The organism is Cohnella sp. GbtcB17, from assembly GCF_019091135.1.
Classification (GTDB): domain Bacteria; phylum Bacillota; class Bacilli; order Paenibacillales; family Paenibacillaceae; genus Cohnella.
This window is the reverse complement of sequence record NZ_JAGXJW010000061.1, coordinates 1-24,340: the sequence shown is the minus strand read 5'-3', so window position 1 is coordinate 24,340 and position 24,340 is coordinate 1. Positions and strand designations below refer to the sequence as shown.

The following is a 24,340-nucleotide window of genomic DNA, read 5'->3' as shown; positions in this document are numbered from 1 at the left end:
AGTCGGCACGATAGACGGGGACTCGCGGTTGTACGCGACAGCGGGCCCCGTCCCGCGGCCGTCCACGAACGGGGTATGACTCATGAGCAAACGAATGTATCCTTTTTATTTCATTGCGATCGCTTTGATCTTTTACGTCGCGTTTGCCGTCGTTCCGAGCCTGATGGGCATCTATTTATCGTTTACGGACTGGAACAGCTACGCCAAGGCGATCAACTTCATCGGCCTCGACAATTACAGGACGATCTTCTCGTCCGACGAGAATTATATGCACGGCATCCGGAATACGGCGGTCTTTACGGTCGCCACGATCGTGCTCAAGACGATTATCGGTTTGCTGCTTGCGCTGATGGTCAATCGGGGAATCCGGATGAAAAGCTTTCACCGCGTCGTTCTTTTTATGCCTTCGGTCATTCCGATGCTGGTGGTGGGCATCATTTTCAAGTCGATCTACGAGCCCCAGCACGGCCTGATCAACGAAGCGCTGAGGGCGATCGGTCTATCGTCATGGACGCAGCACTGGCTGTCGGACGTCAGATGGGCGTTCAAATCGGTCATCGCGGTCGATGTCTGGAAAGGCGCGGGCTATATCATGGTCATCCTGCTGGCCGGCCTGCAGGCGATCTCTTCCTCTTATTACGAAGCGGCGGATATCGACGGCGCCGGCTTCTGGAAGAAGCTTCGGTATATCACGCTGCCGCTTTTAATGCCTTCGCTGACCGTCACGACGGTGCTCAACCTGTTGTACGGTCTGAAAATATTCGACACGGTATACGTCCTCACGAACGGAGGTCCCGGGTATGCGACCGATGTGGTGTATACGCAGGTGTTCAGCCAGTTTTCTCTCGGGAGCTATGGCGTCGGCACGGCCTTGATCACCGTTCTGTTCGTCATCATGACCCTCATGGGATTTTTCGCCGTCAAGCTTATGTCCAGAGAGGAACAAGGCTGATATGAAAAGTAAAAGGCTGCAGGCCGCGGTTGCCAACGTCGCGATCGGCGCGATCAGCCTGATCGCGCTCATTCCGATTCTGCTCATCGTCATCAATGCCTTCAAGACGGGAGCCGAAGCCAGCTCGATGAGCTTTGCGCTTCCCCGTTCGTTTCGCTTCGACAATTTTGCGACGGTCGTCGAGAAAGGCAAGCTGGGCCGTTCGTTTTTGAACAGCTTCGCCTATTCGGGGCTTGCCGCGATATTTTGCATCCTCTTTTCGGCGATGGCGGCCTTCGCGCTTTCGCGGAACCGTTCCCGCCTGAACCGTATGCTTTACTTTTTTATCATCTTGGGCATCGCGCTGCCGCTCAACTACTTCACTCTGATTGACGTCATGAAGTGGACGCACTTGATGAATACGCGAGCCGGCATCGTCGTTTTGTACATGGTTACGCAGATTCCGTTCAGCATTTTTATTTTGTTCGGCTTTGTCGGCGGCGTGCCGAAGGAACTCGACGAGGCGGGCGTCATCGACGGCTGCGGGCCGGTGCGGCTGTTTTTCAAAGTTATCTTTCCAGTGCTCCGCCCGGCTGCGGTTACCGTTTTTATTTTGGCTTTCCTCAACACCTGGAACGAATTTCTGCTGCCGCTTTATTATTTGAACAGCGCGCAGAAGTGGCCGATGACGCTGGCGGTGTACAACTTCTTCGGGCAGTTCCAGCAATCGTGGAATCTGGTCAGCGCGGACATTATTTTAACGATTTTGCCGGTGTTGATCGTTTATTTGCTGGGTCAGCGATTTATTATCGCGGGGATGACTTCCGGGGCAGTCAAAGGCTAGAGGCGTGCCGCGGGAGAAAAGAGAGCGGACAACGGGAGGGCTACGATGAATATTCGGCGTTATGAGGCGCGGCCCGACGGACTCGTGCTCGAGACGTCGAACGGCAGGATGAAGCTCACGCCTTACGCAAGCGGCACGATCCGTATTCAATACACGCTGGAGCCGACGTTCCGCGCCGGACGGAGCTTGATGATCGTTCGCGAGCCGGACGACGCCGTGCCTTACACGGTCGAGGAAGACGAGCATCGGCTTTCATTCTCGACCTCGAGCATCGCAATCCGGATCGACAAGCGGACCGGCGCCTTCGTCTACCGCGACGCGGCGGGGAACTTGCTGGCGCAGGAGCCTCCGCGCGGCGGCAAGACGCTTGTGCCGGTCGACGTCGTCAGAGCCGTGTTCGACGAAGACGCCAGGCTGGAGACCGGTCAAGGGGCGGACGGACTGCGGGTCCGCGCGTCGCAGGTGCGAAGAGAGATAGACCGACAGGCTTATCGCACGAAGCTCGCATTCGATTGGGCGGACGGAGAAGCGTTGTACGGATTGGGCTCGCATGAAGAGGGCATGTTCAACCTGCGCGGCCAGCATCAGTATTTGTACCAGCAAAATATGAAAGCCGTCGTTCCCGTGCTCGTATCGACGCGCGGCTACGGCATCGTGGTGGACAGCTACTCTTTAATGATGTTTCACGACGATGCGTTCGGCTCTTACCTGTCCACCGAGGCGGACGCGGAAATGGACTACTACTTTGTAGCAGGTCCTGAGCTGGACGAGGTCGTTCGCGGCATCCGTTATTTGACGGGCAAGGCGCCGATGCTGCCGAAGTGGGCTTACGGCTATGTGCAATCCAAGGAACGCTATGCGTCTTCGGCGGAGCTGATCGAGACGGTGCGGGAGTATCGCGCGCGCGGCCTGCCTCTCGACTGCATCGTGCTCGATTGGAAGTCGTGGACCGGCGAGCTGTGGGGCCAGAAGACGCTCGACCCGGAGCGGTTTCCCGAGCCGGGGAAAATGATGGAGGCGCTGCACGGCATGAACGCGCGCCTGATGGTGTCGATCTGGCCGATCATGAATCCGGACAGCGACAATCATCGGGAGATGGCGGAGCAGGGCGGACTGCTCGCCAATCGGGCGACGTACGACGCTTTCCAGGAGAAAGCCCGGGCGCTCTATTGGAAGCAGGCGAACGAAGGCTTGTTCGTCCACGGCATCGATGCGTGGTGGTGCGACTGTACCGAGCCCTTCGAAGCGGACTGGAAGGGCGCGGTCAGACCCGAGCCTGAGGAGCGCTTGCGCATTAATACCGAGGAGGCCAAGCTTTATATCGATCCGCAGTTCATCAATGCCTACTCGCTGCTGCATTCCCGCGGCATCTACGAGGGGCAGCGCCGAACGAACGAGCGCAAGCGTGTCGTCAATCTGACCCGGTCCGCTTATGCCGGACAGCACCGCTACGGGACGATCACCTGGTCGGGCGACATTTCGGCCAACTGGGACACTCTGCGCAAGCAAATCCCCGACGGGCTTAACTTCTGCGCGACGGGATCGCCCTACTGGACGCTCGATATCGGCGGCTTTTTCGTCCGCGACAAGCCCGATCAGTGGTTTTGGAGCGGAGATTACGACGCGGGCGTGGACGATCTGGGCTACCGCGAATTGTACGTGCGCTGGTTCCAGTACGGCACGTTTCTGCCGATGTTCCGCTCCCACGGCACGGACACGCCGCGCGAGATCTGGCGGTTCGGGGAGCCGGGCGAGCCGTTTTACGAGGCGCTGGCTGCGTTTCTGTCTCTTCGCTATCGCTTGCTGCCTTACATTTATTCGCTTGCCTTTCGCGTCTATCGGGACGATTATACGCTCATGCGCGCGCTGCCGTTCGATTTCAGGCACGATGCCCGCGTGTACGACATCGGCGATCAGTATATGTTCGGTCCGGCGCTGCTGGTGAACCCCGTCACCGAGCCGATGTACTACGACAGCGGATCGCAGCCGCTGGAGGGGCGAAGCGAGACCCGGTCCGTGTACTTGCCGAGCGGGAGCCTGTGGTACGATTTCTGGGACGGCGCGTCCTTCGAGGGCGGAGCGTTGATGGAGGCGGCGGCGCCGCTCGCCCGAATTCCGCTGTACGTCCGCGCCGGCTCCATCGTGCCGATGGGCGATGAGATCCAGCATGCCGCGGACGACAAGTTCGGCGGGCGGCTGTACGTTCGCGTTTACGCCGGTCGGAGCGGATCGTTCGAGCTGTATGAAGACGAAGGGGACAGCTACGATTACGAGAAGGGCGTTTATGCGACTACGCCGCTGCTATGGGATGAGGAAAGCAGGACGTTGACGGTCGGAGAGAGAAGAGGCGCTTATCCCGGGATGAAGGCTGAGCGGGAAATTGTCGTTCAGCTGTTCGAGCCGTCCTTCGGGACCGCTCTCCCGCCTGCGCCTGCCGTTCGAACGCTCCGCTACACGGGAAGTCCGGCAGAAGCGGTTTTTTGAACATGAAAAAACGACCTTGCGAGGTCGTTTTTTTGCACATAATAGAAAGTATAAAACGGCAGGTAATGCTGCCCTCTTCGGCCCGAAACAGGCCACAGTCCCGACAAGTAACGCTGTACAGCGCCTCTTCGCTTTGCAGACATTCGATACCGGACTCAGATGACGCTATTTCGTACAAATCGGTGCAAGTGCGATCATTTCGGACTGGAGAGTCGTTATTCGCCCAGATCAAGACTAAAATAGGTCTCCAATCCCGCAATAGAGGCTCCTGGGTCCGCGACCAGGCGGTAAATCGCGATGAGAACAAAAATAAGGGCTCCTCGGTCCGTATGCTGCGCGCCGTTTCGCAAACAAAGGCCGCAGGCGGCTTTTTTTAGTTTTGGTGCGAATCCGGACCCTGCCATGCGGAAACGTAAACGTAGGTTAACGAAGTTAAAACTTGTACCTTGAATGCGCAATCGCCTGCGTCCTACAATTAATGAAAGCGCAAACATTTATGAAGTCGAAGGTACCTAGCTGATCGTAGATGCGTTAGAAGGAAAAAGAAAAGAAACAGGGAGGAATTCGTCCGTGAAAGAATGGAAAGGACAAAGCGTGCGCATGCGAGACGGGGAGATCAATCGAAGGGAGGCGGCGAACCGTGCATATTTGATGAAGCTTGACAGCGATCATCTTCTATTCAACTATCGGCTGGAGGCCGGCCGCTATGAGGGGCGGGGCATTCCGGAAGATGCGCATGGCGGGTGGGAATCGCCGGTCTGCCAGCTGCGGGGGCATTTCCTCGGCCACTGGCTGTCGGCGGCGGCCCTTTATGTGGACGAGACGGGCGATCCGGAGCTGAAGGTGAAGATGGACCTTATCATCGACGAATTGGCGGCGTGCCAGCAGGATAACGGAGGGCAATGGGCCGGTCCCATCCCCGAAAAATACTTGCACTGGATCGCGAGCGGCAAAAGCATATGGGCGCCGCAGTACAATCTCCACAAGCTGCTCATGGGTCTTGTCGACGCTTATCGATACGGCCATAACGAAAAAGCGCTCGTCATCGCGGATTCGTTCGCGGATTGGTTCGCGGATTGGAGCGGCCGATTCACGAGAGAGCAATTCGACGACATTCTGGACGTGGAGACCGGCGGGATGCTTGAGGTGTGGGCCGATCTTCTGCATATCACCGGCAAGGAGAAGTACGCGACGCTGCTCGAGCGCTATTATCGCAGCCGCTTGTTCCAGCCTCTGCTTGAAGGCAAGGACCCGCTGACGAACATGCACGCGAATACGACCATTCCCGAAGTGCTTGGCTGCGCCAGAGCCTACGAGGTGACGGGCGAAGAGCGATGGCTGGACATCGTCAAGGCTTATTGGAACTGCGCGGTTACGGAAAGAGGATACTTGGCGACCGGCGGACAGACGGCCGGCGAGGTGTGGATGCCCAAGCAGAAAATGAAGGCGCGCCTCGGGGATAAAAACCAGGAACACTGCACGGTCTACAATATGATCCGCCTGGCCGAGTTCCTTTTCAGGCAGTCGGGCGATCCTGCCTATGCGCAATATATCGAGTACAACCTGTACAACGGCATTATGGCCCAGGCGTACTATCGGGAATATCCGCTGACAGGCAACAAGCATGACGATCCTTCCACAGGGCTGCTCACGTACTTTTTGCCGATGAAGGCCGGTCTGCGCAAGGATTGGAGCAAGGAGACGGACAGCTTCTTCTGCTGCCACGGGACGATGGTCCAGGCGAACGCGGCCTGGAATCGGGGCGTGTATTATCAAGAAGACGACAATCTCTATATTTGCCAATATTTCAACTCCGAGCTGAACGCGGACATCGATGGAGAGCCCGTGCAGATCGTTCAAGCCCAGGACCGCATGAGCGGGAGTTTGATGAACTCATCAATAACGGCAGGCGTTCAGGGCATCAATGAGATGACCGCGACTCACGAGAATATCCCGTCGTATCGCAAGCACGATATGATCGTTCACACGACCGGGACGAAGGAATTTGCGATCTGCGTCCGGATTCCAGAATGGGTGATGTCGGAGGCGACGATATACGTCAACGGCATCCTTCAGGGCAGGACGGCGGACAGCGGCCGGTTCCACGTCATTCGCCGGAGCTGGATGGACGGGGACCAAGTGAGCGTCATCCTCCCGGTGGGCATCCGCTTCGTGCCGTTGCCGGACGACGGGACCGTCGGAGCCTTCCGGTACGGTCCGGAAGTGTTGGCGGGAATCGGCGAGACCGAACGAATATTGCATGCGGACATAGACGAAGTCGCCTCCGAGATCGAGATGGAAAACGAGCGCGAGTGGGGAAGCTGGCGATTTTTTTTCAAAACGGTCAATCAGGACCCCGCGATTCAAATGAGGCGTATTCGGGATATCGGCTACGAGCCGTACCAGATTTACTACAAGGTGAAAGGATAACCGTCGCCGCGCCAGCGACGCACCGGAACCGCACAACAGTGCCGCGCCTGCGCTACGACTACGGCCCAGGAACCGAACCGCACAATAAATGTGCGGTTCTTTGCTTTGGAATATATAGCGCTTACAAACGAGTAAACGATCGTTAAGCAAGTAAAAAGATGCACGTAGTTCAGGCCAGCGGCGGGTGCCTATAATGGAAACATGAAAGCGCAACCAACGCAGCACCGCACGAAGGAAAGGAGATCGATATGAAAGCGAAAGCCCTTACCCATCGAAGAGGAGAGGCGGAGTGCTCATGCTGACTTACAACAAGAGAAGCACGTCGTTCAGAAAATTTCTCTACATCTCTCCTTTCATGATTCTGCTGTTCATCTTCGCCTACTACCCGCTGTACGGTTGGGTATACGCCTTCTTCGACTACACGCCGCCGATTCCGTTGTCCAAGTCGCCGTTCGTCGGGCTTCAATGGTTCAGATCGCTCGTCGAAAACGAGGTGAAGGTCGACCAGCTGCTGCAGGTCATCAAAAACACGTTCGGCATGAGCGGCCTGACGCTGCTGTTCTCCTGGCTGCCGATGGTATTCGCCATCTTCCTGACCGAGATCAAGGCCGTCCGCTTCCGGAAGTTCATCCAGACGGTCACGACGCTCCCGAACTTCATCAGCTGGGTGCTCGTGTACTCGCTCGCCTTCTCCATGTTTTCGAGCGAAGGAGTCATTAACGGCATGCTGCGGCAGCTCGGCCTGACCGATGCGCCGATCCTGTTCCTCCAGAGCTCCGAACACGTATGGATCACGATGTGGATGTGGACAACCTGGAAAGCGCTAGGCTGGTCCGCCATTCTGTACATCGCCGCGATCATGGGGATCGACGATTCCCTCTACGAGGCGGCCCACGTCGACGGCGCGACCCGCATGCAGGTGATCCGCCACGTCGTTCTGCCGAGCATGCTGCCGACGTACTTCGTGCTGCTCATGCTGCAGATCGCAAGCTTCCTGAACAACGGGCTGGAGCAGTACTTCGTCTTCCAGAACGCGTTTAACAAAGACAGCATTCAGGTGCTGGACCTGTACGTCTACAACCTGGCCATGGGCGGGGGCAGCTATTCCGTGTCCGTCGCGATCAGCATGCTGAAGAGCTTGATCAGCGTCGTGCTGCTCTTCTCGGTGAACGGTCTGTCCAAAATGTTAAGAGGGGAGAGCATCGTATGAGCGAGCATGCGGCAGAGCCGGCACTTGAGCCGGTCCGCCAAAGCAGAGTGGATCAGAAGACGCGCTACAAGCTCAGCGCGACGGACAAGTTCATCTCCGTCGTCATCTATACGCTGTTCTCCCTGTTCGCGCTGATCTGCGTCTATCCCTTTTACTCGATCATCATCAACACGATCAGCGCGAACGATATCAGCGCGAGAGGCGACGTCGTCTTTTTCCCGAAGCATATTCACTTCCAGAATTACATCGACGTGTTCAAGATCCCGGGACTCGGCCACGCAGCGCTCATCTCGCTGGGCAGAACGGTCATCGGCACGAGCTTGACGGTGGGCGCCTCCGCCTTCCTGGGCTTCATGTTCTCGCAGGAGGACATGTGGGCGCGGAAGTTTTGGTACCGCTTCACGGTGATCACGATGTTCTTCAGCGCCGGCATCATTCCCTGGTATTTGACGATGAGGTCGCTGCACCTGACCAACAACTTTCTGGCCTATATTTTGCCGACAGTCGTAGCTCCCTTCTTCATTATACTGGTCAAAACGTTCGTGGAGTCGACGCCCAAGGAGCTGCAGCAGGCGGCGAGCATCGACGGGGCCGGGACGATGACCATCTTCTTCCGCATCATGCTGCCGATCTGCAAACCGATCCTGGCGACGGTCGCCATCTTCGCGGCCGTGGATCAGTGGAATTCCTTCCAGGATACGCTGCTCCTCGTGACCGACAGCAATCTCTACAGCCTGCAGTTCATTTTGTACAACTACATCAACCAGGCAAGCTCCTTGTCGACGATGGTCAATCTGCAAAACGCGGGCTCGACGGCGATGTCCAGTCTCTCGACCAAGCAGACGACGACGTCCATCCGGATGACGGTCACCATTATCGTCGTGGCGCCGATCCTGCTGATTTACCCGATTTTCCAACGGTTCTTCGTAAAAGGGATTATGATCGGCGCGGTAAAGGGCTGACCTCGCTTGCGCCATTATAATAATTTGACCAAATGGGGGTTTCACATGAGCGACAGCAGAAAATGGGCCAAGAAATCGATGGCCGTATCGTTGGCAGGGTTGTTCCTGGCGTCCGCGGCGCTGACCGCATGCAGCGACGGCTCCAAAAATAACGCGGCGTCCGGCGAACCGTCCGGTTCCGCCGCCAGCTCGGGCGCATCCCAGTCCGCCGGGGCGATCGATCACAGCAAGCCGATCACGATCACCGTATTCGACAACGCGGCCAACTACCAGGGCGAACAGACCGGGTGGTACGGCAAGCTCGTCAAGGACAAGTTCAACATCACGCTTAATATCCTTGCCCCGCAGGTTGCCGGCGATCAGCTGTACAAGACCCGTACGGCAGCGGGCGATCTGGGCGATCTGGTCATCGTCGACAACAGCCAGCTGGAAGAGCTCATCCCGGCCGGTCTCGTCATGGATATGACGGACAAGATCAAGAACACGAAGTACTTGTCCCAATATGTCGACAACCACTTCAAACCGTATAATGCGGGCTTCGACAAGGTCAATCCGGAAGGCAAAATCTACGGCCTGCCCACGTTCGAGGCGGACACGTCGCCAACGACCTTCTCCGAAGAGATTCCCTACTCCAGCCCGATCATGCCCTGGGATTACTACAAGGGCGTCGGAGCGCCGAAGCTGAACAACCTGGACGACCTGCTGAACGTGCTGAAGCAGATGCAGGAGAAGTATCCGAAGACGCCGGACGGCAAGCCGATCGTGCCGATCTCCCTGTGGAAGGATTGGGACGGCGGCAGCATGGAAAATGTGCGCTGGCTCAGCGGCTGGTACGGATTCGAACAGCCGGACGGCACGACGACCCTTCAACTGAACGCCAAAGGCGATATCGTCCCGCTCGTCGACGACAACAGCATGTACAAGAAGATTCTGCAATTTTACTTTAAAGCAAATCAGATGGGACTGGTCGATCCCGACTCGCCTTCCCAGGATTGGAACAAGGTCGCCGAGAAGCTGACCAACAAGCAGGTGCTGCTCCTGTGGTACTCCTGGCAGCGCGGATTCTACAATTCGATCGAGCGCGGCAAAAACGGGGACGGCAACGTAGCGGTTCCGATCGCCGACACCCATATCATTCAAAACAGCGACGCCTACTACGGCAACGGAAGAGCGTTCGCGATCGGCGCGAAAACGAAATACGCGGACCGCATCATGGAATTCATGGATTGGCTCGTTTCTCCGGAAGGCCTGCGCTATTACGTGAACGGCTTCGAAGGCTTCAATTACGAGAAGACGGCCGACGGCAAATTCCAGCTGACCGAAGTCGGCCAGACCGCCTTCCAGAAAAATACGCCGGTTCCGGACGAATATGGCGGCGGCGGTTATCAGGACGGACAAAGCAAGCTCAACACGATGATCATGAGCGACTTCACGTACGATCCGGACACCAAGGAGTTCTATAACAGCAACTATTGGAGCGCGACGATCGAAGCGAACAAGACCGTGCTGACGACGGACTGGCAGAAGACGTACAATGCCGAGAACGCGACGGATTATTATTTGAAAAACAAGATGATCGATATCGTGCCGAATATCAATACGAGTCTCGGAACCGATTCCTCGGACATTAAGAACAAGCGCAGCCAGATCTCCGACTACGTGAAGAACACGTCGTGGAAGATGGTATTCGCGAAAAACCAGGCCGAGTTCGACCAGCTGTGGACGAAGATGCAGAAGGATGTCGAAGGCCTCGGCTGGAAGGACGTTTTGGCCGCGGATACGGTCAAGGCGCAGAAGATCGTAAAAATGCGCGCCGAAGCGACCGCAAACAAATAAAAATCGATTCGCAGCAAATTCGGAGGGGGACGGATATCGAAAGATATCCTCCTCCGTATTTTGTTGACTTCGGGAAATGGAAAGGAGAACAGTGATGTTAAGAGTCGCGAAGGTGGAAAACGGGACGCTGCGGGGACTGCCGGCCGCGGATCCGAGGATCACGAGCTTCAAAGGCATTCCGTTTGCCGCGCCGCCTGTAGGAGACAATCGCTGGCGCGCGCCGCAGCCGGCCCCGGATTGGGACGGCGTGCGCGAGGCGTATGCCTTCGCGCCGGTCCCGATGCAGGTTCGGCAGGAGCTCGACGACAACAATATTTATACCCGGGAATGGGCGGTCGAGCCCGACATCGCCATGGATGAGGACTGTCTGTACCTGAACGTATGGACGCCGGCCAAGCGCCAAGACGAGAAGCTGCCGGTATTCGTCTGGTACTTCGGAGGCGGCTTGCAGGTCGGCCATACGGCCGAGATGGTGTTCGACGGCGAGCGGATCGCGCGCAGAGGCATCGTGGTCGTCACGATCGCCTATCGGCTCAATGCGTTCGGCTTTCTGTGCCATCCGGAGATTACGGCGGAAGCGCCGGAAGCGCCGGCGAACTTCGGACACCTGGACCAGCAGGCGGCGACGCGATGGGTCAAGCGCAATATCGCGGCGTGCGGCGGCGCTCCGGACAAAATGACGATCGGCGGGCAATCGGCAGGCGGCGGCAGCGTCATGAACCAGCTCGCGTCCCCGCAGAACGAAGGTCTGTTCCAACGGGCGATCGTGCAGAGCGGGGTTTTCACGAGGCTTTATCCGGGCAACGGCGCGCCACGGTTTCTTCGTGAATTCGCGGAGGCCGAGGCGGACGGCGTTCGCTTCTTCGAAGAGCTCGGCGTGTCCTCGCTTGCCGAAGCCCGCAAGCTCGATGCGGCGTTCGTGCGCGACAAATATGTGGCTTCGGGGCGGTTCTGGGGCACCGTGACCGACGGCAGGTTTAATGTCGGGGATGCGTTCGAAGCGTTCCTTCGGAACGAGCGTTGGCCGGTGCCGGTGCTGTTCGGCCACACCTCCTCCGAATTTATAAGCGCGCCGGAGGCCGGCACGCTGGACGAATTCGAGCGCCTGGCAGAAGCGCTTTTCGGCGAAGATGCGCAGACGTTCCTCTCGCTGTGCGATGCGGATTCGGGCAGCCTGGAGCAGGCCGTTAAAAAAGCATCGGTGAGCGGCATCGAATACGCGATACGGATAGCAGGTCAGGCCAACTCGGATACCGGCGCGAACCTTCCGCTCTATTATTACAACTTCGACGCGGACATCCCGGGATGGGATAACCCCGGCACGTTTCATTCGGTCGATCTGTGGTTTTTCTTCGAGACGCTTGCCAAGTGCTGGCGGCCGTTCGTCGGCAAGCACTACGATCTGGCGCGGCAGATGTGCGATTACTGGGCGAACTTCATTTGCAGCGGCGATCCGAACGGGCAGGATTCGATCGGCGAGGAGCTGCCGCGGTGGGAGGTCTATACCCCGGAGGCGCCTTACGGCATGCGCTTCGCCGATCGCGCCGAATTCACCCGGGAAGCGCCCGGCGAGCTCGTGCAGTTTCTAGTGAGACAATATTTCAACAAAAATCCGTCGAAGCCGTGAGCGCCGACGCGGGCAAACGAAAGGAGTCTTTCCATGAGACTGGCATGCGGCGGCTATGACATGCTTTTCGTCAATGGCGGCATCGAGGTTCGCAAAGACGGCCGGCTCCTTTATTCCAACGAACGGCCGATGTTCGTCACGGTTAAAACCGCGTTCGCGGCGAGCGAGTTTTACGACGAAGCCTATGCCGATATCGCCGAAGCCGACGGCAGGATCGCGTCACGCGGCACGCTGACCGTGCCCTCGGGTTCGGTATTTGCCTTTCACGATGTCTATGAGATCGCGGGGGCGGGCTTCAAGATCAGCCGGAACGTCCAGGTGTCGAAGGCGGGAGACGATCTCGGTTTTTCCACGAAAGTCTCCTTCACGTCGGCCGAATCGGACGACATTCGCGACTACGATTGCTTCGCGCCCGGCGTCTGGTACAAGCAAAATGAATTCGCGCCGGATACCGCGATCGGCAAAGACCCGGACAACGAATATTTCTGGCGGACGGAGACGCGTTTCGCCCTCCCGCTGTTCGCGATGCAGCATATCGCGACGGGTGAAGCGGCTTCGCTGTCGCGCTGGGCGGCGGACGCGACCCTGCCGAGCACGGATATCGTGCGATCGGAAAATATAACGGACCCGAAATGCACCGTCGGCTCCATCGGGATGAGCAGGCCAAAGAGCCAGACGCTGAACTATATGTATTACGGCTACGGCATTCGCAAAGCGCTCGGGACCGCACCCGCCGGCTTGTCGATCGATTACGTCTATCCGGGCAGCGACGGCCAGCTGCCGGTCGACAATCCTTACGCGGGCCTCGATTACCGCGAGAAGCCGCAAGGCTTCCAACGCGTCAACCATCCGGTGGAGGCCGGGTTCGAGCAAAACTACGCCGTTGCCGTCCACTTCGGCCATTACGCCGGATTTCAGCCGATGATGAAGGGAATTTGGCGTTTGACGTACGACCGGCTGCGCGACAAGCTGTTCGAGGTCGACAACGAGCGCCATTTTCACAACGGCATGAACATCCTGATCCGGTATACGCGGCCCTACGGCGACGCATACGGGCTGCCCTTCGCTTGCCAATTGCCCGACATGGATGTGTCGAGCGTCTCCTTCCAGTTCGGGTTCGTCGGCCAGCAGCCGGGCATCGGCTATCAGCTGCTCCGCTACGGCGACAAGGAGAACGTGCCCGAAGCGTACGAGAAAGGCGTGGGCGTGATCGATTTCTGGGTCAGGACCGCGATGACCGAATCCGGCTTGCCAAGGATGTGCTACAATCCGACGCTGCGGGGGTTCGAGCCCTATCCGCACTATATCCGCATGCTGGCCGACGGGATCGAAGCGATTCTGGACGCTTATCTTTATTTGCGCAGAAAAGGGGAAGAACGTCCTTCATGGCTGGCGTTCTGCCGACGGACGGCCGATTGGCTCGTGAACGCCCAGAACGAGGACGGCAGCTTCTACCGGGCGTATCATGCGGACGGGACCGTTCGCATGGATTCGAAGTCCAACACGCCCAGCGTCATCCGGTTCCTCGTCCAGTTTTATCTCGCGTCCGGCGACGAACGGTACAAAGCCGCCGCGATCCGGGCCGGCCGGTGGTCGTTCGAACATAATTATCGCAATTTGGAGTACCGGGGCGGTACGTGCGACAACGCGGATATTCAGGACAAAGAAGCCGGCATCTACGCTTTGTTCGGCTTCCTTGCCTTATACGATCTGACCGGACAGCCGGACTGGCTCGAAGGTGCGATCGGGGCCGCGGATTATACCGAGACATGGACCTACGCCTGGCGCTTCCCCGTGATCGCCCCGTGGCCCAAGCATCCGTTCAACCAATTTTCAATCAGCGGCCAGAGCATCATCACGATCGGCGGCGGCGCCGATGTCTATATGGCCGCCTGCGTATTCGCGTATTACCGGCTGTACCTCATGACCGGGGACGCGCATTTTCTCGATTTTGCCGAGTTTATTCATAAGAACACGAGACAGTCCACCGATGTAGACGGCAGCATCGGCTATGCCATGCCGGGCTTGGGGCACGAGAGCGGCAACTTCGCGAGTCAAACGCTCCGCAGCCATTACCACTGGCTGCCCTGGTGCACCTACGTGGAGGTCGACCCGGCATCGAGACTGTACGACGCCTTCGGCGTCTATGAGATCGCGGATGCGCAGAAGCTTCCGCCGGAAGAGAGAGCCCGAAGAAAGCGCATCTATGACGCCTTTGCTCGGGAAGCTTGAACGAACCTATCGGATCGGAGTGGACAACGATTGAAAAAACAAGGCTTCAATCCTTATCTTCCGTCGTGGGAATATACGCCGGACGGCGAACCTTACGTGTTCGACGGCAGAGTGTACGTATACGGCTCCCACGACAGGTTTAACGGCCACGCCTATTGCTTGAACGACTATGTGTGCTGGTCCGCGCCAGCGCACGATCTGGCCGATTGGCGGTACGAGGGCGTGATCTACCGCAAGACCGACGATCCGCTTAATCCCGACGGCCGCATGTGTCTATATGCGCCGGACGTCACGGTCGGTCCCGACGGGCGGTATTATCTTTATTATGTGCTCGACAAAGTGCCCGTCGTATCGGTCGCGGTGTGCGATACGCCGGCGGGGAAGTATTCGTTTTACGGCTATGTCCGGTACGCCGACGGCACGCGCCTGGGCGAGCGGGAGGGCGACGAGCCGCAATTCGATCCGGCCGTGCTGACGGAAGGGGATACGACCTACCTGTATACAGGCTTCAGCGCGCCCGGCGACCGCTCCCGGCACGGCGCCATGGCGACGGTGCTCGGTCCGGATATGCTCACCATCTCCAGGGAGCCGACATTCGTCTTGCCAAGCGAACCGTACAGCGTCGGCAGCGGCTTTGAAGGCCATGCCTTTTTCGAGGCGCCCTCCATCCGGAAAAAAGAGGATACGTATTATCTGATCTACTCCTCGGTCGTTATGCACGAGCTCTGTTATGCGACGAGCAGTTCCCCGACAGACGGCTTCGTCTATGGAGGCGTCGTCGTCAGCAACAACGATCTGCATATCGATACGTACAAGCCGGCGGACAAGCCTATGTATTACGGCGGCAACAATCACGGCGGTATCGCCCGGATCCGGGGCCAATGGTATGTTTTTTATCACCGGCATACGAACGGAACGAACTTCAGCCGGCAGGGCTGCATCGAGCCGATCGAATTCCGGGAGGACGGCACGATCGTTCAAGCGGAGATGACCTCCTGCGGCCCGAACGGCGGACCGCTCGAGGGACGGGGCGAATATCCGGCCTATCTGGCGTGCCAGCTGTTTTGCCGGGACGAAGCGTTGTATACGGGCGCTCCCGGAGAATGGATGGACAGCCGCTGTCCGGAGATTACCGAGGACGGCAAGCACGGGGACGAGGAGATTGGCTATATCGCCAACCTGAGAGACGGCGCGACGGCCGGCTTCAAATATTTCCGCTGCGAGGGGGTCCGCTCCGTCCGCATCAAAGTGCGCGGTTATTGCCGAGGCGCCTTTGAAGTCAGGACGTCGTGGGACGGCCCGGTGCTCGGCACCATTCCCGTCGATTTTACGAATGTGTGGACCGCTTACGAGTCCGACATCGCCATACCGGACGGCGTTCAAGCGATTTATTTGACCTACAAGGGGACGGGGGGCGCCAGTCTGGCTTCCTTTGCGCTCGCGTAGGACTGGTTTAGATATACATTGTCCGAGCCATGCTCGCCCGCCTATAATGAGAGCGTAAACATTGCGAGGCTGAGCCGAAGAAGAGGGGGATGGCTGTGAACATAAGCAAAGCGCGTTCCATGTCGGCTTTGGGCTCGGTCATGCTGCTCCTGACGGCGCTGGCGGCATGCGACGGCGCAGGTGAGCGCATCGGCGGAGGCGCAGGCGCGTCCGGCAGCGCTGCCGTCCCTCGCTCGTCCGACGGGACGCCGGCCGAATCTGCGGCCGGACCGCTCGGCAGCTACGATCCGCCGATCGAGATCACGACCGTGCGCAATCTGAGCGACATCGTGGAGAACAACGTGCTCGGCGTGCTGAAGGACGAGAAGTTCGAGGACAACCGGTGGAGCCGGCTTTACGCCGACCGGCTCGGCATCAAGATCAAGTACAACTGGGTTGTCAAAGGGAACGATACGTCGGATCCGTACGTGCAAAAAATGAACGTCATGCTGGCCTCCGGCGATCTGCCCGATATTATTCCGGTCAACGCCTCCCAGCTGAAGCAGCTCGCGGACACGGGCGAGATCGAGGACATGACCGATCTGTACGCGCGCTACGCTTCGCCCGAGCTCAAGAAGATTTTGTCGGAGGAAGGCACCGGCCCGTTCGATGCGGCCACGTTCGGCGGCAGGCTGATGGCCATTCCGCAGACGGGCTCCGCGATCGAGCAGGCGCAGTTCGTCTGGATCCGCACGGATTGGCTCGATCGGCTGGGGCTGCAGCCGCCGAAAACGATGGATGACATTCTTGCCATTTCGAAAGCGTTCGCAGAGCGGGATCCGGACGGCAACGGCAAGCGGGATACGTACGGTCTCGCCGTCACCAAGGACCTGTGGGGCGGGTCGATGGGACTGGAGGGCTTCGCGGCCGGCTACGGCGCGTACCCGAACATCTGGCTGGAGGACGCTTCCGGCAAGCTGGTCTACGGCAGCGTACAGCCGGAGATGAAGCAGGCGCTGCTCGCCCTGCAGGGGATGTACAAAAACGGCGAGCTGGACGAAGAGTTCGGCGTCAAGGAAGGCACCAAGGTGTCGGAGCTCGTCGCAAAAGGAAAAATCGGGCTGGAGTATGGACAGCAGTGGAATTCGATCTGGCCGCTCCAGTTGAATAAAAACGCCGATCCGGACGCGCAGTGGCGCGCTTTTCCAATCGTATCGGCATCCGGCGGCCCGGCGAAGGTGCCGCTCAAATTCAGCACGACGAAGTTTTTTGCCGTCCGTAAAGGCGCCGAGCATCCCGAAGCCGTCATCAAGCTGTTTAACATGCATATCGAAAAAAACTGGGGCAAAACCCAGGAGAACGAATACTATTATGCCCCGCCGGACGCGGAGAGCGTGTGGCAGCTGTCACTGGTCCAGCCTGCGCCGACGAAAAAAAATCTGGAGCTGTTCCGGACACTGGACGAAGTGCGCCGCACCGGGAACAAGCAGATGCTGACGGGCGAAGCGCTGGCCGTGCAGCAGAAGCTGGACGCTTATGCGAGCGGTTCCAAGGCAGGCTTCGCGCTTTGGGGCTGGGAACGCATCTACGGTCCGGACGGCGCGGAGGGGGTCGTCGATCAATACGACAAAAACAAGCAGTTTTTATTCGATAAATTCGAAGGCCCGCCGACCGCCACGATGGTGGAGCGGCAGACGACGCTGGACAAAATGCAAAACGAGGTGTTCGTCCGCATCATCTTGGGCGCGCCGATCGGCGAGTTCGACAAGTTCGTGCAGGATTGGAACAAGCTCGGCGGCGAGCAGATTACGAGCGAAGTCAACGCGTATTATGCAAGCGTCAAGGGAAAGGTCCGAATCGATTCGACAGAGTAGGGGGTGAAGGCCGCCGTGTTCAAGACGCCGATGTTTTCGATTCGCAACACCTTGTTTCTTCGCTTGATCTTTACGTTTTTGCTTATTTTGACGCCCTTGATCGTTCTCGGCGTTTATTTGTATCAGTGGTCGGTCCATACGGCGAGCGAGGACATCTCCAAGACGGCGGCCTCCCAGACCGCCTTCTATCTGACCGATCTCGAGAACGAGATCGAGCGGATCAAGCTGCTGCAGTTCGGCTTGCTGGAGGACGAGGACCTGAACAAGCTGACGCTGCTCTGGGACCGGATGGGCGTCATCGAGAAGACCGACAAGATCAATTCGCTGCGCAATCGGCTCTATCTGATTCAGAACAGCAGCAAATACATCAAGGAAGTCAGCGTATATATACAGCCGATCGGGCGGATCATCTCGTCCGTCAACGGCGTAGATCCGCTCGACCGTACGCTTTACGATGCGGTGCTCGCCGTTTACGGCAGCCGGAACACGCGGATTAACGAGTGGCAGAACGGGCTGTATCTCAGCGCGGCCAAGCCGAGCGCCAACCGGATGGGACAGCCGCTGTTCGTCGTGGAGATCGAGCTGGACCAGCAGAAGCTGACGGAGGCGTTGACCCAGTTCAATACGTATCCCGGCAGCGGAACGCTGCTCGTAACGGCGAACGGGGGCATCCGGCTGGCGAGCGGTTCCGTGACGTCGTTTCTGGACGAGGCGTCTTCGTACGTTAGGCAGCGGGAGGCTGGAAACGAATACGGCGAAGCGCGGTCGTTCGGCGGACAATCGTATTACACGATTTTCGCCGGCTCCGACAAGCTGGATACGGCCATTTACCGTTTCATCCCGTCCCAGGTCATTCGCAAGCCGCTCGACAAGTTTTACAGATGGGCGTGGCTGTTCGCCGCGGCAGCGCTCGTGATCGTCGCCATCTATGCGATGTCGACCTACAAGTTCATCCACAAGCCGCTGCTCCGGCTGGTGAAGAGCTTCCGCCGCGTCGAGAACGGCGACCTTGAGCAGGTCATTTTGCATACGTCGAAGGACGAATTCGGCTATTTGTACAGCCGGTTCAATCAGATGGTCGCCAATCTCCGGTCTCTGATCGATCAAGCTTACCGGCAGAAGCTGATGGCGCAGCGCTCGGAGCTGAAGCAGCTGCAGTCGCAGATCAATCCTCATTTTCTGTTCAACAGTCTGTTTATCCTGAGCACGATGGCCCGCACGGGAGACATGGAGCGGGTCGAGCAATTTACGATCCAGCTCGGCGAATACTTTCGCTTCGTGACGCGCAGCGCCTCCGACGAGATCTCGCTCGCACAGGAGATCCACCATGCGCGCACGTATACGGACATTCAGCTCCTTCGGTTTTCCCGGCGTATCCGCGCGCGATTCGAGGAGCTGCCGGAGGCGTTCGCGGAGATGAAGGTGCCGCGTCTGATCGTACAGCCGATCATCGAGAATGCGTTCGAGCACAGTCTGGAGCGCAAGGAGGAGAACGGAAAAATCGTCGTGCGCTTCGAGGGCGGAGACGGCGAATGCCGGATCGTCGTCGAGGACAACGGCAGCGAGCTGTCCGACGAGAAGCTGCTCGAGCTCGCGAAGACGCTCGCCAATCGCGACGATACGGCCGAGACGACGGGGATGGTCAACATTCATCGGCGCCTCGCGATCACGTTCGGCGAGCGGGGCGGCGTTCGGGTCGCGCGAAGCGAGCTGGGCGGGTTGCAAGTGACGCTATATTTTCCGGGGGAGGGACAGGCGAATGTACCGGTTGCTGATTGTGGATGACGAAGAGATGATCACCGACGGCCTGTACGAGACATTGTCCCGCTGCGGACTCGATCTCGATCTGTGCAAGGCGTACTCCGGCAGGGAGGCGCTCGATTGGCTGCATCGGACGCGGGTGGACATCGTCTTGTCCGATATCCGGATGCCGGGCATCGACGGCATGCAGCTCATGTCCGCCATCAAGCGGCATTGGCCGCATTGCCGATTGATCTTCCTTACCGGCTACAGCGACTTCGATGCCGTGTACCAGGCGATTCAGACGCCCGGCGTCCAGTATTTGCTCAAGAGCGAAGGGTACCCCAAGGTTATTCAAGCGGTCGGCCAAGCCGTCGCGGAGCTGAACGACAGCCTGCGCGTGAACGACCTCGTCCAGCGGGCGCAGGAGAAGCTGAATACGCTCGAGGTGCTCGCGCGCGGCGAATATTTCAGACATTTGCTGCACGGTGCGAATGAAGCAGCCAATCTGGCGGCGGACTTCGGCAAGCTGAACATTCCGCTCGACGCCGACCGGCCGGTCTATCTGGCGCAGGGAGATCTCTCCAGCGCGGCTGCGGCTGCGTCGTCCTATGCGAAACGGCATGAATCGGCGATGGCCGTCACGCTGCTGGCCGAGCGCTTGCTGGACAGCCATGTGCTGAGCCTCGGCATGATCGATCGCTTCGGCGACGTCGTCTGGCTCATCCAGCCGTCCGCCGATCGGGCGGAATCGGGCGCAGACGTGGTGGACGAGACGGATGAGGCGTCCTTTTCCTCGTATCTGGTCGGGCAGTTCGAACTGATCCAGCAAGCCTGCCTGCGCAGCCTGGACCTGTCCGTCGCGGTCACGCTGGCGGACCGGCCCTCCGAATGGACGAAGCTGTCCGCGGCGTACGACAAGATGCGGAGCCAACGGCAGACGAGAGCCGGAGACGGCGCGCAGATGGTGCGGACGCTCAGCCTGGAGACTTCCTGCTGCGCGAAGGAGCGTTCGCCGCGGGACAAGTCGGATGCGTTATCCGCGCATTTGGAAGCGGGCAGACGCGACGAGTTCCTCCAGCTTTTCGACGAGCTGACCGAATCGGAGCCGGACAACGGGTCCCCTTATTTGCTGGAGCTGTACTATACGATCTCCCTTATTCTATTGTCCTACATCAACCGATGGGAGCTGGAAAACCAGGTCGAGCGCTTTCCTGCGCTCATGCGCCGCGACGAATTCGCGTCCTGGAAGGACGCGTTCGCCTTTCTTCGGGCGACGGCCGGGGCGCTGTTCGAGCTAAGAAGCACCGGCGAGAGCAACCGGGCCGCCGAAGCGATCCACAAGGTCCGCGCCTACATCGAGGAGCATCTGGACGAGGACCTGTCCCTCGTCCGGCTCGCCGGATATATCCACTTCAATCCGTCTTATTTGTCGCGGCTGTTCAAGCAGGCTTGCGGCGTCAATTTGTCCGAGTATATCGAAGCCGCGCGAATCGAACGGGCGAAGACGCTGCTGCGCGGCGACGACCTGAAGGTATTGGAGATCGGGGTGAGGGTCGGCTACGAAGCCTCCCAGTCGTTCACACGTTTCTTCAAAAAAGCAACCGGCGTAACGCCGCAGGAATACCGGGACGTCGCCAGAAGATAACGGACCGGCTAGGCGGTTCACGTACGCCAAAATATCAAAATGAGCTACAAATGTGCAAGCTTACGCCATTTGCGTTTTCATTTCAGATGCTAATATGAATAGAGAACGTTTCCAATACGTTTGCGAATTGGCGAATTGAAGCTGGCAAATCCGATAGAAAGGCGGAACCCCTTTTGAATCTGCATTACGAAAAGCCGGCCCGGTTCTGGACGGACGCGCTGCCCGTCGGCAACGGACGACTCGGGGCGATGGTATTCGGCGGCGTCGAATCCGACCGCCTGCTGCTTAACGAAGAGACGCTCTGGTCGGGGATGCCGCGGGACTGGCACAACCCGAAGGCGCTGAACGCGCTTGAAGACGTCCGCGCGTTGATCGCCCAAGGCCGCTACCGGGAGGCCGACCTGCGAGCCGCAGATATGATGGGGCCTTACACGCAGTCTTACTTGCCGCTCGGCGAGCTGCGCCTGCAGTTCGAGCACGGCGACCTGGCCCATGAATACTCGCGCTCGCTGAATCTGGAGGAAGCGGTCGCGACGACGGAATATCGCGTCGGCGGAACCTTTTTTAAGCGCGAGGTGTTCGCCTCGCACCCCGACAATGCCATCGTTGTGCGGCTGACGTCGAGCGTGCCGGGCGCGATCGGCCTGCGCGCCGCGCTGAGCAGCCCGCTGCGCAGCCGGACCGCCGTCCGGGATGGGCAGCTGGAGCTGCTCGGGCTGGCGCCGGAGCATGTGTCCCCGAGCTATTACGACGAGGACAAGCCGATTCGTTATGGCGACTTCGACTCGTCGGATGCGATGCGCTTTGTCGGACGGCTCGCCGTGCGGCACGAGGGAGGGACGATGACACTCGCGCCGGAAGGCGTGCATATCGCAGGCGCGACCTCGGTCACGCTCGTATTCGCCGCCGCGACCACGTTCCGCGATTCGTTCAGCCTGCCGGACCGCGACACGACGGCAGCCGCGGCGACGGCCGCAGCCGCCGCGGAAGCGGCGCTGGCGCGCGGCGACGACGAGCTCCGGGCGCGCCACGTCGCCGATCACGGTGCCCTGTTCGGACGCGTTCGCCTGAATCTGGAGTCGAACGGGCGGGATGGCGCCGCGGATCTGCCGACCGACCGCCGGATCGCGCAGGCCAAGGGCGACGATCCGGGGCTCGCGGAGCTCCTGTTCCAGTACGGCCGATACCTGATGATCGCGAGCTCCCGCCCGGGCACGCTGCCGGCCAATCTGCAGGGCATCTGGAACGCCGAGACCCGGCCGCCGTGGAGCAGCAACTGGACGCTTAACATCAACGCGGAGATGAACTATTGGCCGGCCGAGACGGCCAATCTGGCCGAATGCCACGAGCCGCTGCTGCGATTCGTCGGCGTCCTGGCCCGCAACGGCGCGGAGACGGCCCGGCGGCATTACGGCGCCGAAGGCTGGGTGGCGCATCACAATACGGACATTTGGGGCCAGACGTCGCCGGTCGGCGATTACGGCCGCCACGGTCAGGCGGAATGGACGATCTGGCCGATGGGCGGCGTCTGGCTGTGCCAGCATCTGTGGGAGCATTTCGCGTTCGGCGGCGACGAGGCGTATTTGCGCGGTACCGCTTATCCGATCATGAAGGAAGCGGCGAAGTTCTGCCTGGATTGGCTGCTCGAGGACGAAGCGGGCAGGCTCGTGACGTCGCCGTCGACGTCCCCCGAGCATAAGTTCCGTACGCCGGACGGATTGGCCAGCGTGAGCCCGGCTTCGACGATGGATCTGTCGCTGATCTGGGATCTCTTCACCAACGTGGCGGAAGCCTCGGAAATATTGGGCGAGGACGAGGCGTTCCGCGAGACGGTGCTGCGGCATCGGGACCGGCTTTTGCCGCTGCAGGTCGGCGGCCGGGGAAGGCTGCAGGAATGGTCCGTCGACTTCGAGGACGAGGACGAGCACCATCGTCATGTCTCGCACCTGTTCGGCGTCTATCCGGGCCGGCAGTTGACGGAGCGCGATACGCCGGAGCTGGTTGCCGCGGCAAGGAGATCGCTAGATATTCGGGGAGACGACGGAACCGGCTGGAGTCTCGGCTGGAAAATCGCGCTGTGGGCGCGGCTAAAAGAAGGCAATCGTGCGCTTGCGCTCGTCGACTGCATGCTGCGGCTCGTGGACGGCGGCGGGTCGATGTACGGCGAGCGCGGCGGCGTCTATGCGAACCTGCTTTGCGCCCATCCGCCTTTCCAGATCGACGGCAACTTTGCGGCTACGGCGGGGATCGCGGAGATGCTGCTGCAATCTCATCAAGGCTATATCGAATTTTTACCCGCGCTGCCCGAAGCATGGACCGCGGGCGACGTCAGCGGCCTCCGGGCAAGAGGCGGCTTCGAGGTCTCGTTTGCATGGGCGGACGGCAGGTTAAAATCAGCGGAATTGCACGCTGGCGCGGAGGGCGATTGTGCAATCAGGCTGCCCGAAAGCATGGCGCTCTCCAGCGACGACGAGGCCTTTAGGACGGTTTCCGCCGGCGACGGCATCGTTCGTTTTGCGGCCCGGAAGGGCGCGCGCTACCGGATCCAATAGTCCGCAGCCTTGAACGACACAAAAAAGCAAGCCGGCCGGCTTGCTTTTTTGTGTTAATAGAAACGTAGAGGAGCGTATCGGACTCAGGACACGCTATTTCGTAAAATTGAGTCCCAATTGCAATAGCTGCGGACTGGAAGGGCGTTATTCCACCGGATCCGGTCCGAAAAAGGGCGGCAATCCTGCGATAGCGTCCCCTGAGTCCGCGGGCGCGCCGCAAATCGCGATCGGAACCGGAATAACGGATCCTCTGTCTGTCTGCCATGCGGTTGCGAGCAAACACAAACGCGTCGGGCGGCTTTTTCTTATACGCCCTGCGCGATCATCGCGTCGGCCACTCTTACGAAGCCCGCAATGTTGGCGCCGATGACGAGATTGCCAGGGATGCCGTGCCGCTCCGCGGCGTTGATGCATTCGCGGTAAATGTTGTGCATGATCGTCTGCAGCCTGGCGTCGACCTCTTCCATCGTCCAGGACAGCCGGGCGCTGTACTGCGCCATCTCGGGCGCGGATACGGCAACGCCGCCGGCGTTGGGCGCCTTGGC

14 protein-coding genes and 1 pseudogene are annotated in these 24,340 nt (G+C 59.3%); 14 read left to right on the top strand and 1 reads right to left on the bottom strand.

All coding sequences use genetic code 11. From position 1 onward, the window contains the following. Nucleotides 1–82 precede the first annotated feature (82 nt). From KVT38_RS26905 to KVT38_RS26840, 14 genes are all read left to right on the top strand, one after another. Complete coding sequence (locus KVT38_RS26905; RefSeq protein WP_217596839.1) at nt 83–952, top strand: carbohydrate ABC transporter permease; 870 nt, start codon at nt 83–85, stop codon at nt 950–952. Nucleotide 953: 1 nt separating this feature from the next. After that, nucleotides 954–1,775 carry a carbohydrate ABC transporter permease gene (locus tag KVT38_RS26900; protein WP_217596838.1) on the top strand — a complete coding sequence of 274 codons (822 nt, stop codon included), beginning with the start codon at nt 954–956 and terminating at the stop codon, nt 1,773–1,775. Between the two features lie 45 nt (nt 1,776–1,820). Further along, a complete protein-coding gene (locus KVT38_RS26895; RefSeq protein WP_217596837.1) occupies nt 1,821–4,259 on the top strand; it encodes a glycoside hydrolase family 31 protein in 2,439 nt (812 codons plus the stop codon). Between the two features lie 570 nt (nt 4,260–4,829). Then, nucleotides 4,830–6,689: a beta-L-arabinofuranosidase domain-containing protein gene (locus KVT38_RS26890; protein WP_217596836.1), complete on the top strand. Its 1,860-nt coding sequence runs from the start codon at nt 4,830–4,832 to the stop codon at nt 6,687–6,689. A 295-nt stretch (nt 6,690–6,984) separates the two neighbouring features. Beyond that, nucleotides 6,985–7,899, top strand: coding sequence for an ABC transporter permease subunit (locus KVT38_RS26885; RefSeq protein WP_217596835.1), 915 nt, complete (start codon nt 6,985–6,987; stop codon nt 7,897–7,899). Then, nucleotides 7,896–8,861, top strand: coding sequence for a carbohydrate ABC transporter permease (locus tag KVT38_RS26880; protein WP_217596834.1), 966 nt, complete (start codon nt 7,896–7,898; stop codon nt 8,859–8,861). Before KVT38_RS26885 ends, KVT38_RS26880 begins: the two co-directional genes overlap by 4 nt. 45 nt (nt 8,862–8,906) lie before the next feature. Next, complete coding sequence (locus KVT38_RS26875; protein ID WP_217596833.1) at nt 8,907–10,697, top strand: type 2 periplasmic-binding domain-containing protein; 1,791 nt, start codon at nt 8,907–8,909, stop codon at nt 10,695–10,697. A gap of 94 nt (nt 10,698–10,791) precedes the next feature. Then, entirely contained in the window at nt 10,792–12,324 is a 1,533-nt protein-coding gene (locus KVT38_RS26870) for a carboxylesterase/lipase family protein (RefSeq protein ID WP_217596832.1), read from the top strand. 33 nt (nt 12,325–12,357) lie between these two features. Beyond that, nucleotides 12,358–14,556, top strand: a complete 2,199-nt coding sequence (locus KVT38_RS26865) for a hypothetical protein (RefSeq protein WP_217596831.1) — start codon at nt 12,358–12,360, stop codon at nt 14,554–14,556. A 30-nt stretch (nt 14,557–14,586) separates the two neighbouring features. Beyond that, entirely contained in the window at nt 14,587–16,002 is a 1,416-nt protein-coding gene (locus tag KVT38_RS26860; RefSeq protein ID WP_217596830.1) for a family 43 glycosylhydrolase, read from the top strand. Between the two features lie 119 nt (nt 16,003–16,121). Continuing rightward, the gene (locus KVT38_RS26855; RefSeq protein ID WP_217596855.1) at nt 16,122–17,855 is read left to right on the top strand and encodes an extracellular solute-binding protein; all 1,734 of its coding nucleotides are present in this window, start codon (nt 16,122–16,124) and stop codon (nt 17,853–17,855) included. A gap of 15 nt (nt 17,856–17,870) precedes the next feature. Then, complete coding sequence (locus KVT38_RS26850; RefSeq protein ID WP_368859168.1) at nt 17,871–19,640, top strand: sensor histidine kinase; 1,770 nt, start codon at nt 17,871–17,873, stop codon at nt 19,638–19,640. Continuing rightward, complete coding sequence (locus tag KVT38_RS26845; protein ID WP_217596829.1) at nt 19,615–21,243, top strand: response regulator; 1,629 nt, start codon at nt 19,615–19,617, stop codon at nt 21,241–21,243. Before KVT38_RS26850 ends, KVT38_RS26845 begins: the two co-directional genes overlap by 26 nt. Nucleotides 21,244–21,416: 173 nt before the next feature. Continuing rightward, a complete protein-coding gene (locus KVT38_RS26840) occupies nt 21,417–23,795 on the top strand; it encodes a glycoside hydrolase family 95 protein (protein WP_217596828.1) in 2,379 nt (792 codons plus the stop codon). A gap of 305 nt (nt 23,796–24,100) precedes the next feature. Here the strand turns inward: KVT38_RS26840 and KVT38_RS26835 are convergent. Continuing rightward, a pseudogene (locus KVT38_RS26835) lies at nt 24,101–24,340 on the bottom strand (NADP-specific glutamate dehydrogenase); the annotation flags it as partial.

Bases quoted from the DNA above. Each gene is read 5' to 3' on its own strand.
- KVT38_RS26905 (WP_217596839.1), top strand. From the start codon at position 83: ATGAGCAAACGAATGTATCCTTTTTATTTCATTGCGATCGCTTTGATC.
- KVT38_RS26900 (WP_217596838.1), top strand. From the start codon at position 954: ATGAAAAGTAAAAGGCTGCAGGCCGCGGTTGCCAACGTCGCGATCGGC.
- KVT38_RS26895 (WP_217596837.1), top strand. From the start codon at position 1,821: ATGAATATTCGGCGTTATGAGGCGCGGCCCGACGGACTCGTGCTCGAG.
- KVT38_RS26885 (WP_217596835.1), top strand. From the start codon at position 6,985: ATGCTGACTTACAACAAGAGAAGCACGTCGTTCAGAAAATTTCTCTAC.
- KVT38_RS26880 (WP_217596834.1), top strand. From the start codon at position 7,896: ATGAGCGAGCATGCGGCAGAGCCGGCACTTGAGCCGGTCCGCCAAAGC.
- KVT38_RS26875 (WP_217596833.1), top strand. From the start codon at position 8,907: ATGAGCGACAGCAGAAAATGGGCCAAGAAATCGATGGCCGTATCGTTG.
- KVT38_RS26870 (WP_217596832.1), top strand. From the start codon at position 10,792: ATGTTAAGAGTCGCGAAGGTGGAAAACGGGACGCTGCGGGGACTGCCG.
- KVT38_RS26865 (WP_217596831.1), top strand. From the start codon at position 12,358: ATGAGACTGGCATGCGGCGGCTATGACATGCTTTTCGTCAATGGCGGC.
- KVT38_RS26855 (WP_217596855.1), top strand. From the start codon at position 16,122: ATGTCGGCTTTGGGCTCGGTCATGCTGCTCCTGACGGCGCTGGCGGCA.
- KVT38_RS26845 (WP_217596829.1), top strand. From the start codon at position 19,615: ATGTACCGGTTGCTGATTGTGGATGACGAAGAGATGATCACCGACGGC.